A 12,875-nucleotide genomic window follows, 5' to 3' on the forward strand; every position below is an offset into this window, starting at 1 on the left:
TTTTTATTTTCTATCAGGATTCTACAGAAAAGACTGCCTCAAAAACGAAACAGTCTCTCTTTGTAAAAGTAAAAAAAGTATTAAAAATCAAAAGTTATTTCTGAATTCCGTAGGCTGCCATTATTTTGTTAAAAATCTCCGTATTTTCAAACAATCCAGTGAACTCTTTAGAATTCGGGCCATAAGCAAAAACACTTGACAGAATAGAGGTATGGTCATTGGTGCTGAAGTTTCCAAATATCCAGCCATCCTTCAGACTTCCGTCCAATAGGGTAAGACCTCCTGTTTCATGATCTCCCACCACGATTACCAGAGTTTCTTTATTTTCATCAGCAAATTTCATTGCCTTACCCACCACATAATCAAAATCCAATAATTCTGTAACCAGCTGCTCAATATTGTTGCTATGACCTCCTCCATCAGTCTGAGACGCTTCTATCATCATAAAAAATCCGTTTTTATTATTCTTTAAATCATTTAAGGTGAGATCAAATGCATCAGAAAGCCAGTTTCCTCTTCCGTTGGTTATTCTTTGTGAAGCCAGAGGATCAATCACCAAAGTACGGTTCTTTATTGTATTGACTGATTTCAGATCCTGATAGAGATCAATTTTCGCATCTTTAAATTTCTGTATATTTTCCTGGGACAATCCACTTGTAGGACCTCCGATCAGAATTTTCGTTTTTGAAGTAATAAAATCTTTCAGAATAGGTTCGGAACTGTTTCTGTTGTCTGAGTGTGCATAGAAATCAGCAGGCGTTGCATCTGTAACATCACCCGTAGAAATCAATCCGGAGACCATTCCTTTCTCAGCGATAATATCAGGAATTTGTGCGAGCGCTTTTCCCATATTGTCAACCCCTACAAAAGTATTTTTAGTTTTCACTCCTGTCGCAAATGCTGTAGAACCCGGTGCGGAATCTGTAATATAGGCATTGGATGAATTGGTTTTGGAAAGTCCTGTAGATTTCATGTTGAAAACATTCAGTTTCCCTTTGTTGGCTGTAAAGGCCGCATAGTATTGTGGCAGAGAAGTTCCGTCTGGTATAAGAAGGATAACATTCTTTACTTTTTTACTTACTCCATCTGATGCATAAGTCGGTGTATAAGTGCTGTATTCTTTTGTATTTTTATAAAAATTCTTCGGAATAGCGTTCATGAATTTTTTAAGATCAGGAATATGGTCGGTATTGATATAATCCACTCCTATATCCATAAGATTCACCCATGCATTTGGGAAATCCGGAGCTCCGTAAAAACGCATTGGCTTTTGCTGGGAATGTGCTTTTTCAACAGCAGTTTTAATTTTTTCCGTTTCTTCGTCTCTTGGAATTCCTTTTCCATTCCATTTTACCAATCCGGGAAGGTCTGCACTGAACATTCCTATCCTTTTTAACTGGTCTGCAGAATAATTTTTGTCAAGATCTCCATCAAAGTAAAGATAGTTTGGATAATTTTTAAAGTCTGCCGGCTGAGGCCGTCCTCCGGTAATCACAATTTTAATTCCTGAATTTTCCGTGATCTCAGGATATTTTTTTAATGTAGTCACCAAAGCAGCCAACGATGTTTTATAATCCTGCTTAATATCAATCAGCAGCTGAAGCTTCTTACTGGCATCCGGATAGATATTTCCCTTATTCAGTTTAATCTGTTTTGAAATATTATCAAGATAAAGATTTTCCAGCGTTCTGTCTGCAGAAAGCTCTTTTTCGGTATGCGCCACCCAGAGATTACCTTTTACAAGAAAGACATCAGCTTCTATGGAACCAAAGTTGGCATAATATGCCTGCCAAAAAGGGATCTCCTGCATATAATCATTATGTGAATGTGCATTGCCAACATTGTAGTTTAAATAATTCTGAGCCTGATTTTCAGAAAAAACAGCCAGGGCTAATACAGCCAAAATTTTTGATAGTTTCATTCGTATACCATTGTTATTTTTATAGGGTAAATAAGATGTCCTATCCCTATACCTTTGAAAAAACTATATCATCACAGAAGCTTCTGCAATGATATAGTGGCTTATATATAAAAGATTAAAAATTACCAGCCTTCATTTTGTTTAATGATTCCATGACTGTTTACGATTTCAGCCTGCGGAACTGCCCAAACATTATGTACAGCCGGATTAAAGTTTCTTGCTGCCCAGACTACCTGCCCGTTAATACCATGAAGAGGCTTCGCATAAGCTGCCTGCGCATCTCCCCAACGTACAAGGTCTCTGTGTCTGTCTGCCCACTCCCCTGCCAGTTCACAACGTCTTTCATGCTTCAGATCGGACATTGTACATCCGTTTTTCGGAGATAAACCTGCACGTACTCTGATCATATTGATTTCCTGGTCTGCAGATTTCCCCTGCATCAGTGAAGCTTCTGCTTTGATAAGGATTACCTCAGCATAACGCATGATCGGAACGGCAAGGTCTGTACACGGATAATCTCCATTGGCACTCACGTGACCGCTGTTCAGCTGATATTTGAAGGCATCCATATATTTATTGAACTGGTATCCGGTAAGAGAATTACTGGAAGCATAGATTCTTTCCTTTCCATTAAAGGTAAATTTATCCCCTATTTTCAGGATGGAAGCACTTCTTCTAAGATCTCCTGTTTCATATTCGTCATAAAGTTCTTTTGTCGGCTGGAAATATCCCCAACCGTTATATTCTCCCCATCCTTTATTTTCAAGCATTACTCCCGGAAGAATACTTCCCCAAGCTGTAAACTTAGGAGTTCCGGGAATAGACCAGATATATTCTGAGCTGTAGTTATTTTCTGCTTTGAAGACATCAGCAAAATTTCCAAGCAAGGCCCTGTTTCCTTTTGTCATCACTTCATTAGCCCAGAACTCTGCATTCTTCCAGTCTTTCATAAACAGGTATACTTTTGCCAAAAGTGCCCATGCTGCAGCTTTATGTGGTCTTCCGTAATCTTTTGCAGGAAGTTCTGCCTGAGTAGGTAATAATTCTGCCGCCCTTTTCAGGTCATTCACGATGTAAGTGTAATTTTCCATTACGTTGGCTGCTCTTGGAATCGGGTTTGGATCCGGATCTTTTGAACGGTCGATAATCGGAACTCCTGCTTTTTCATTTCCGTAAGAATAAGAAAGTTCAAAATACATTCTGCTGCTCATGAACAAAGCTTCTCCCAGATATTTATTTTTAATGGCTTGTGAAGTCTGGATATTATCAACATTGCGGATCACACGGTTGGCGACTCCAATTACATTATATCTTTTGTTCCATTGAGTTTCAAGATCTCCTGCCGCAATGTAATTGCTGCTGAAGTTTTTTGCGTTATCCGCTTCACTTTTTGCCCTTCCGGTAACCATATCATCACTGGCATTGATAAACCAAAACAGGCCTCTTCCGTAAAATTCACCATCAAACAAAGGTTTATACATCGCGTTAGCTCCGGTAACCAGATCATTTTCTGTTTTCCAGAAACTGGCTTCAGTAGGTGTTCCTTCCGGTTGAACATCCAGCTCTCCTGTACATGATAAAAGCATTACAGATATTCCTGATACTAAAAATATTTTATTGAAAAATTTCATTTTTTACTTTTTTGTTAGTTAAAAATTATAAACCGATCTCCACCCCAAAGATGAATGAGCGTGCCTGAGGATATCTTCCGGTATCTACACCATAAGAATTCATCCCCACTTCAGGATCAAATCCTGTATATTTCGTTATCGTAAACAGGTTATTGGAAGTCATATAGATTCTCACCTTATTCACATCCAGCTTGCTGTACAATTCTTTCGGTAATGAATATCCGATGGTAAGGTTCTTCAGTCTTAAATAAGACCCGTCTTCCACATAGAAATCCGATACTTTAGAATAATTACCGCTTGGGTCTCCGTGTACCAGTCTTGGAATATCAGTGTTTGTATTCTGAGGCGTCCATGCATTCAGGATATCTTTATCCATGTTGTAGTTCTGCCCTGTCCCACCTGGATTTAAAGAAATAAACTTCATCCCGTTGAATATTTTATTTCCGTATACTCCCTGGAAGAATAAGTTCAGATCAAAGTTTTTCCATGTCATATTGTAAGAGAATCCGTAAGAGAACTTAGGATATGGACTTCCAAGATTGACAAAATCATTATTATTAAGCACTCCTGTGTTTCCTTCTTTTTTCAGGAATTTGATATCACCGGGTTTTGCATTCGGCTGGATAAGATTTCCGTTGGCATCTTTATAATTGTTGATCTCTTCCTGAGTCTGGAAAATCCCTCCGGTCTTGTATCCATAGAAAGAATACAGAGGATCACCTACTTTTACACGGGTTGGTTTCAATACGCCTCTTACTCCATTATCGTTGATAAAGATCTCATCTACATTAGCAAGCTGCTTCACCGTATTCTTTAGTTGACTCATGGTAGCTCCCACTGAGAAAGTAAAATCACCGGAAACTACTTTGTTATAATTGATACCCAATTCATACCCTTTATCCTGGAATAATCCTGCATTTACATACTGATTATTATACGTTGCTGTACTTGGTAAGCTTACATTGAAGATCTGATCTTTGGAATTCTTTACGAAATAATCAAACTGTAAGGAAAGGCTGTTGTGAAGGAACGAAGCATCTACCCCAAAGTTAGTCTGTTCAGATTTCCCCCACTTCAGATCCGGGTTTGGACGTGTGGTAGCGTAATAAGCAATATTCTGAGAAGGATCCTGTCCGAAAATCACATTATTATCTCTGGTCATTAATGGGTTAACAGCTTGTGGAGAAATTCCTCCAAGGTTACCCAGAATACCATAGCTTCCTCTCAGTTTCAGACTTGAAAGCCATGAAATATCCTGCATAAAGTTTTCCTTAGAAACTACCCACGCACCGGACACTGCATAATAATTTGCAAATCTGTTCTGTTTTGCTACCAGTGAAGAACCATCACGTCTTCCCAATACACTTACAATGTATTTCCCGGCATAGTCATAATTTACTCTCGCAAGATAGGAAACCAAAGACTGCTTGTATCGGTAGCTGGAAACATCTTTATTGGTATCTGCAGCATTCTGAAGGTGCTGGAAAACCTCAGCCTCACTTCTGAAATCATAGGCTTTTGCTACGAAACCATCATCAATGGTCTTCTGGAAAGTAAACCCACCCAGGAAATCAAAATTATGTTTTCCGGCCGCAATTTTATAGGTAAGCAACTGCTCTGCAAGGGCTGTAGATGAATTGTTGGACTGGTATTCTAAATTATTGGTATCAAAAATCTTCCCGACTTCCAATACTCTGTAGGTGAAGTTTTTTACATCACCCAGTTTAAAAGTCTGTGAGAAGTTGGAACGGAATTTTAAATCTTTTGCCAGCGTAATCTCCGCATAGGGATTGATCAGGATCTCATGAGTAGGATTTCTGATGCTGATCCTTTTCAGGTAAGCCACCGGATTAATCATATCTCCGTAACCTCCCGCCACATCAATTGGTAATCCGGAAAAAGCACCGCTTGGTGTATATACCGGAACATTTGGCGGATAATACATCGCAGCTACTAAAGCTCCTGTATACCCACTTTTTGTATCTGCTGTATTTCCATCAGAGTAGTTATAGTACATATTTTCTCCAATCGTCAGCCAGTCTTTTACTTTATGTTCAGAATTGACTCTGAAGTTGTATCGTTTTGCCTGTGTATTCAGTAAGATTCCTTCCAGGTTTCTATGGTTCATTCCCACAAAATATCTGGATTTTTCACTTCCTCCGCTTAAGTTTACATTGTATTCCTGGATCGTTCCTGTTCTGAAAATTTCTTTCATCCAGTCTGTTCTGGTAATTCTTCCGTCAGGATATTGATTAGGGTTAAAAGCTATTGGTAAGCTTCCAAGTTTCCCGGCATTTTCATAGGCCTTGTACATCACATCCTGGAACTCCGCTGCATTCAGAGATTCTTTTAATCTCCATGCCTGGTTCACCCCATATTTCACATCAAAGTCTACCGTAAGATTTCCTTTTTTTCCCTTTTTAGTGGTGATCAGGATAACCCCTCCGGAAGATCTTGCTCCATAAATAGCTGCAGAAGCATCTTTAAGCACAGAAATATCCTGGATATCATTTGGATTAATAGAAGGTGTTCCATTGAAAACTACTCCGTCTACTACATACAAAGGAGTTTCTCCATTGATTCCTCCCAGACCACGAATATTTACTTTAGGTGAGCCGTTAGGATCTCCACCTTCATTCACTACAGTTACCCCGGGAGCTTTACCCTGAAGAACTTCTCCTACACCAGACAATGATCTGGAAGTAAGCTTATCCAGCGAAGCCTCCGAAACAGCGCCGGAAACTTTACTTTTTTTCTGTGTTCCGTATCCTACAACAACAATCTCGTCGATGGATTTTTCTTTTAAGCTGTCTTTTTTCTGTGCGAGGAACATCGGTGAAGCTGATATTGCACCAATAAGTAATACCCTTCCCGTTAAATAAGTTACGGATACAGGGATTTTAAATACATTCATGATCTCCTTTTTGATTAGGTGCAAAATTAGATCAGTCGGCTCCCATGCCTCATTAAGGTTTTCTTATGTTTTTATTAAGAAATTTTAGCTTTTTTTAAACACCATCTACCACATGAATAAATTAAACAACTGTATTACAAACACATACATCATTAAAAGTAATCATTCCAAAAATATCTCATGCATGGTTGAGATTAACTTTATTTTAAGTTTATCATCAACAGATAGCAATAGATCAAGAAATCATTAAAATTATTTCAGGAATAATAAATAACTGAGTTCATTTTTCTTTTTTTACATTTGCTGAAAATAGATTTTACTTTTGAACACAGACCTGTAAAAACGTCTCCCTGGCATCAGAAGAAAAATAAAAACAATAAAATCAGACAATTCAATGACCATCATTATAACAGGAACCTCATCAGGAATCGGGTTTGCATTGGCCGAATATTTTGGTAAAAAAGGACATCAAGTATACGGATTAAGCAGAAAGCATACAGAAAGTGAGTATTTCAAATCTATACCTACTGATGTAACTGATAACACGGCTGTTCAGAATGCTATCGCTGAGGTTTTAAAAACAGAATCAAGAATTGATGTTCTGATCAATAATGCCGGAATGGGAATGGTAGGCGCAGTTGAAGATTCTACGAAAGAGGATATTTTAAAATTGTTCAGTTTGAATCTTGCCGGACCTGTACAGATGATGAGTGCAGTTCTTCCGAAAATGCGTGAGCACAAATTTGGAAAAATCATCAATGTTTCCAGTATCGGAAGTGAAATGGGTCTGCCTTTCCGTGGATTTTATTCAGCTTCAAAATCTGCTCTGGATAAAGTAACGGAAGCAATGAGATATGAAGTATACCCTTGGAATATTGACGTATGTTCTCTGCATCTGGGTGATATCAAAACCAATATTGCAGACAACAGAGTTATTGCTCAGGTTTCACAGCCTTATAAAAATGTTTTTGATAAAGTATATGCTCTGATGAATTCTCATGTGAATGACGGAACTGATCCTTTGGAAGTGGCAGAATACATTGAAAAACTTTTAGCAAAAAATAAATGGAAAGCTCATTATTATTTTGGTAAATTCGGGCAGAAAATCGGCGTTCCTTTGAAATGGATTCTTCCACAGGGAACTTATGAGAATTTGATGAAGAAGTATAATAAACTGGATTAGTTTCAGTTGTATAGAAAGCTATTTGATAATAAAATTTTAAACCATTAAAAAGAATTAAGTTGTAAAGAGTCATTAAGATAAGCTTCGCTTTAAGTTTTATCTTAACTACGCTTAATTTCATCACTACCTATGGTGTAGATATATTTGGGATTGAAACTGTTTCTGAAAATATTTTTTGTACTGTTCTGCGTTTTTACACAAGCGCAGAAGAAGCAGTATTGGCTGATTGATACAGAAACCAATGTCAGGAAAAAAGTAAAAGATTCCACTGCAGCGGTAAAATTTCTTGACTCATTAGCTCAGAATAATTATTTCTTTACCAAACTGAAGGATGTAAAAGTAAAAGGTGACAGCACTGAAATTTTCTTTGATAAAGGCAAGAATTTTAATGAAACGTATGTCAACCTTACAGATTCTCTTGTTCAGAAGCTAAAGATTCAGAAAGATTTTTTCACTAAAAATTTAGATTCCACCAAGAAGAGCATCAACAAAACTTATATTGATGACGGATATTCTTTCAGCAGAATCAAATCCAAATACAAAGGACAGAAAAACGGCTATCCCATCGTAGAGCTTGATATTAACAAGAACGATAAAAGAACGATCAATAATTTCGTAGTGAAAGGATATGAAAAAGTTCCTAAAAGATTCATCAAAAATCTTGAAAAAGAATTTAAAGGCAAAAACTATGATGATAAAAACCTTCTGGCCATCAATAAAACCTTCCAGAGTCATCCGTTCCTGACGCTCGAACGGCAGCCACAAACTTTATTTACAAAAGACTCTACAAGCATCTACCTGTTTCTGGAAAAGAAAAAGACCAATACTTTTGACGGGGTTGTCGGTTTTGGAAATGACAAAACCTCCAAGTTTACATTAAACGGGACAATGAATGTCAATTTCAGGAATATGTTCAATGGTTTTGAAACGGTCAATTTATACTGGCAGAGAAACCCGGACAGAGGACAGACTTTCGATCTTCAGGTGGATATTCCGTACCTGTTCAAATCCAATGTCGGGATGAATGCAAAAGTGAATATCTACCGACAGGATTCTACGTTTGCCAATGTAAAATTCCTGCCTGCTTTCTATTATCATATCAACAACCGAAACAAAATAGGTTTGAGAGCCACCCTGGAATCTTCTACGATCATCGACACACTGTATGTTCAGGGAAAAGATTATAACAAAAAGGGAATCGGGGTATGGTTTGAAATGACTGAGCCTACTGATATTGATCTGTTCCTTTATAAGACAAAGGTCACTGCAGGCTATGATTTTTTAACAACAACCTATTCCAAAGATAATATCAAGGCGAACCAAAACCAGTTTTATTTCTTTGGGGAACACAATTATCATATCTCAGGAAATCACTTCCTGAATATTAAGGCAGAAGGTGCTATGATGGATTCTAAAGTAGAGTTTACCACCAACGAATTATACCGTTTTGGAGGATGGAACTCCATGCGGGGATTCAATGAAAAGTCACTCGCCGCCGATTTCTTCTATTATGGAAGTCTGGAATACCGGTATCTGATCGGCAGCCAGGCCTTCTTCGACGTCTTTGGGCAATATGGACAGCTCAATAATAAATCTTTAAATGTAAGGCCCAAGCTTTATAGTGTAGGACTCGGTTTCAACTTCTTTATTCCAATTGGTCTGATGAGCTTCCAGCTGTCTAATGGTAACGAATTTGGAAATCCATTTAAGTTTAATGATACCAAAATCCACTGGGGAATCCTGAGCAGGTTTTAAAAAAGAAAGGGAGAGGGAAGCTGGAAGATCGAAGTTATTGATGTCCCGGTTTTACTATCCTATTATTTTTATTGTAAAGATTTACATTGACTGCTCAGAAACCTATAACACAATAGCGACTTCCAGCCTCCCTATCCAAGCTTCCTGCCTTATATTAATATAATAAAGCAAAACTTACTATATAAAGGTTATTTTTCACTTTACCTTTCTATTAATTCTTCATGTTAAAAAATATTAAATCGTATTTTTATTTTAATACATCATTAAAATACAGGTAACAGTACTCCGCTAAATTTGCCTTCAAAAAAAATGAAGAAAACTTTAGCTACTTTTGCCGTTTTTTTACTTCCATTATATTTTTCTGCACAGGAAATCAATATTTCAGGAAATGTAAAATCAGAAAACGGCACTAGTGTTTCCGGTGTAAACATCACCGACAAAAACACAGGAAAGACTGCTATTACAGATGAAAATGGTAATTTCACCATTTCTGCAAACCCGAAAGACATTCTTGAGTTTTTTGCTCCTGATTTTTCTGTTTATACCGTTGAGGTTTCTTCAAAAAAACAGTATTCCGTTGTCTTAAAAAAACCAAACGAAAAGCAGATAGAAGGGGTGGTCATTACCGCATTAGGTATTGCCAAGAAGAAAGAAAAAATTGGTTATTCCACTCAGGAAGTGGGAACCAAACAGTTTGAAACCATTACTACACCAAGTATTGGTAATTTATTCTCAGGACAGGTTGCCGGTCTGAATGTTTCCAACCCAACAGGAATGCAGCAGGCACCGCAGTTTACTCTTAGAGGAAATTCAAATGTAGTTTTTGTCATTGACGGAGTGATTGTGGAAAAGGAAGTTTTCCAGAATTTAGATCCCAATAATATTGAGAATATCAACGTATTGAAAGGAGCTACTGCTTCTGCATTGTATGGCTCCAGAGGCCGTTACGGAGCCGTTTTAATCACAACCAAATCAGCTAAGAAGAAAGGGTTCTCTGTAGAATTTTCACAAAACACCATGATTACGGGAGGGTTTACCAATCTTCCGAAAACCCAGACTGAATATGGAAACGGATCTCACGGAAAGTATGAATTCTGGGATGGAGCCGATGGTGGTGTGAATGACGGGGATATGATCTGGGGGCCAAAATTTGTCCCGGGTTTACAGATTGCCCAGTGGAACAGCCCTATCAGAGATAAAGTAACCGGACAGGTGGTTCCATGGTATGGAGCTGTGACAGGAACTCAATATGATGATAAATCAAGATATGAAAGAGTTCCTATTGACTGGAAATACCACGATAACTTAAGTACTTTCTTAAAGCCTGCGGTGATCAACAATAATAATTTCGCCATCAGCTATAGAGATAACAAAGACATCTACAGATTCTCCGGGAACTTTATGAATTATGATGACAGAGTTCCCAATTCTTATCTCCAGAAATATGGAATCAACTTCTCTTCTGAAAACCATCTTGGAGATAAATTGATCTTCGACACAAAGTTCAACTTCAATCAAGCCTTTACTCCTAATATTCCTAACTACGATTACAACCCAAGCGGACACATGTATACCATCCTGATCTGGATGGGAGGTGATGTTGACGGAAATGCCCTGAAAAACCACATGTGGATTCCTGGAAAGGAAGGAAGAGCGCAGGCCAACTGGAACTATGCATGGTACAATAACCCATGGTTCGGAGCGGAGTATTATAAAAACCAGAACAGAACCAATATCATCAACGCCCAGACAGGATTAGAATATAAGGCAACCCAGGATCTTTCTGTAAAAGGAAAAATATCCATTGTGGAAAACCACAGCAAAACAGAAGTTTTAAGCCCTTATTCTTATTTCAATTACAGTGCGCCAAGAAGCGGAGGATATATTCTGAAGGATAATAAGACATGGAACCTCAACTATGATGTCCTTGCAACTTACAAGAAAAAAATATCTGAAAATTTTGATTTCACCATCAATGCCGGAGGTTCAGCTTTTTATTTCAAAAATAATAACAATGAAAGATCTACGGACGGATTGAAGATTCCTGAAGTATACACCTTTGAAAACTCAATCGGAGCGCTTAAAAATTATACCTATCTGAAGGAAAAGTTGATCTATAGTGCATATTCCACGATTGACATCGGATTGTACAATGCTTTCTTCATCAATATTTCAGGACGTAATGACTGGTCTTCTACGCTTCCTAAAGCTAACAGATCTTACTTCTATCCTTCCGCATCCATCAGTGCTGTTATTTCAAACCTGGTAAAATTACCGGAGTCTATCAATATGTTGAAGCTTTCTGCTTCATGGGCTAAAGTGGCGTATGATTTCCAGCCTTATTCCATCAGAAATTATTATCTGAATAACCAGGGAATCACTTTCAACGGAAATCCTACGTATTATTATCCTACCACTCTGAATGTAGAAAACTCTCTGAAGCCGGAGCAGACAAAATCTTACGAATTAGGATTAAGCGCAGGCTTCCTGAACAACAGAATTACTTTAGATGCCACTTATTTCAGAACTCTTGATTATAATAATATTCTCCAGTTTCCGGCGGCAGAATCATCAGGATTCACGTCACAATATGTAAACGGGAATGAATACACCACCAAAGGATTTGAAGTTTCTCTCGGTTTGGTTCCGGTAAAAACGGCCGATTTCAGCTGGAAAACCTTGATCAACTGGAGTACTTATGAACAAAAACTGACTTCCATTTATGATAATATGCCCAACTATCAAAACATTAAGCTGGGTGAAAGAATGGACAGCTATTACGATTACACATGGCAAAAGTCTCCGGACGGAAAAGTTATTCTTGATGCCAATTCAGGAATGCCGACAAGAGCCAATGCTCCAAGTAATTTAGGACATTTCAATCCGGACTGGACTTTCGGTTTCAATAACACTTTTAAGTATAAAAAGTTTACTTTAAACATCGGGATAGACGGCAGTATTGGAGGTGTTATGAGATCGCAGGTTGTTGAAAAAATGTGGTGGGGAGGAAAACATCCTAATTCTGTAGCCTACAGAGATCTTGAGTATGCGAATCCGGGAACGTATTATTTTGTACCGGATGGTGTTAATTATAATCCTGCAACCGGACTTTATACTCCACACACCAAAGCGATCAGCTTCCAGGACTGGGCACAGAATTATCCATATCAGGCAAGGGTAACTCAGGACGAAAGTGAAGAGTTTGCAAACGTTTTTGACAGAACTTTCATCAAGCTGAGATCTGTAGTATTGGAATATGATTTCTCTTATCTGCTTAATCCAAAAGGAATGGTAAAAGGTTTCACTGCCAATATTTCTGCCTATAACCTGGCAATGTGGAAAAAATCAAAGAACCTTTACTCCGATCCGGATTTCCAGATCAGATCAGGCAGAAGTGGGGATGTCGCTAATGATATCCAGGATCCGTCCAGCAGATGGTTCGGAATCGGGTTTAATCTTAAGTTTTAACTA

6 protein-coding genes are annotated in these 12,875 nt (G+C 38.0%); 3 read left to right on the plus strand and 3 right to left on the minus strand.

Translation table 11 applies throughout. From position 1 onward, the window contains the following. Positions 1–94: 94 nt before the first annotated feature. The 3 genes from FN817_RS18495 to FN817_RS18505 form a co-directional block, all read right to left on the minus strand. Positions 95–1,921, minus strand: coding sequence for an alkaline phosphatase (locus tag FN817_RS18495; protein ID WP_142719215.1), 1,827 nt, complete (start codon positions 1,919–1,921; stop codon positions 95–97). Positions 1,922–2,043: 122 nt separating this feature from the next. Beyond that, positions 2,044–3,552 (minus strand): RagB/SusD family nutrient uptake outer membrane protein, encoded by a 1,509-nt coding sequence (locus FN817_RS18500; protein ID WP_142719216.1) that lies wholly within the window; start codon positions 3,550–3,552, stop codon positions 2,044–2,046. 25 nt (positions 3,553–3,577) lie between these two features. Beyond that, positions 3,578–6,466, minus strand: coding sequence for a SusC/RagA family TonB-linked outer membrane protein (locus tag FN817_RS18505; protein ID WP_142719217.1), 2,889 nt, complete (start codon positions 6,464–6,466; stop codon positions 3,578–3,580). Between the two features lie 394 nt (positions 6,467–6,860). On the opposite strand from FN817_RS18505, the gene FN817_RS18510 reads away from it, so the two are divergent. From FN817_RS18510 to FN817_RS18520, 3 genes are all read left to right on the plus strand, one after another. Next, positions 6,861–7,649: an SDR family oxidoreductase gene (locus FN817_RS18510; protein WP_047425182.1), complete on the plus strand. Its 789-nt coding sequence runs from the start codon at positions 6,861–6,863 to the stop codon at positions 7,647–7,649. A 150-nt stretch (positions 7,650–7,799) separates the two neighbouring features. Further along, a complete protein-coding gene (locus FN817_RS18515) occupies positions 7,800–9,404 on the plus strand; it encodes an autotransporter assembly complex protein TamA (RefSeq protein ID WP_228451599.1) in 1,605 nt (534 codons plus the stop codon). 309 nt (positions 9,405–9,713) lie between these two features. Continuing rightward, entirely contained in the window at positions 9,714–12,872 is a 3,159-nt protein-coding gene (locus FN817_RS18520) for a SusC/RagA family TonB-linked outer membrane protein (protein WP_142719219.1), read from the plus strand. Positions 12,873–12,875: the final 3 nt, after the last annotated feature.

The organism is Chryseobacterium rhizoplanae (assembly GCF_900182655.1).
GTDB lineage: Bacteria > Bacteroidota > Bacteroidia > Flavobacteriales > Weeksellaceae > Chryseobacterium > Chryseobacterium rhizoplanae.

What these genes read in the sequence shown, in the direction of transcription:
- FN817_RS18495 (WP_142719215.1), bottom strand. Translation starts at nt 1,921, where the DNA reads ATGAAACTATCAAAAATTTTGGCTGTATTAGCCCTGGCTGTTTTTTCT.
- FN817_RS18500 (WP_142719216.1), bottom strand. Translation starts at nt 3,552, where the DNA reads ATGAAATTTTTCAATAAAATATTTTTAGTATCAGGAATATCTGTAATG.
- FN817_RS18505 (WP_142719217.1), bottom strand. Translation starts at nt 6,466, where the DNA reads ATGAATGTATTTAAAATCCCTGTATCCGTAACTTATTTAACGGGAAGG.
- FN817_RS18510 (WP_047425182.1), top strand. Translation starts at nt 6,861, where the DNA reads ATGACCATCATTATAACAGGAACCTCATCAGGAATCGGGTTTGCATTG.
- FN817_RS18520 (WP_142719219.1), top strand. Translation starts at nt 9,714, where the DNA reads ATGAAGAAAACTTTAGCTACTTTTGCCGTTTTTTTACTTCCATTATAT.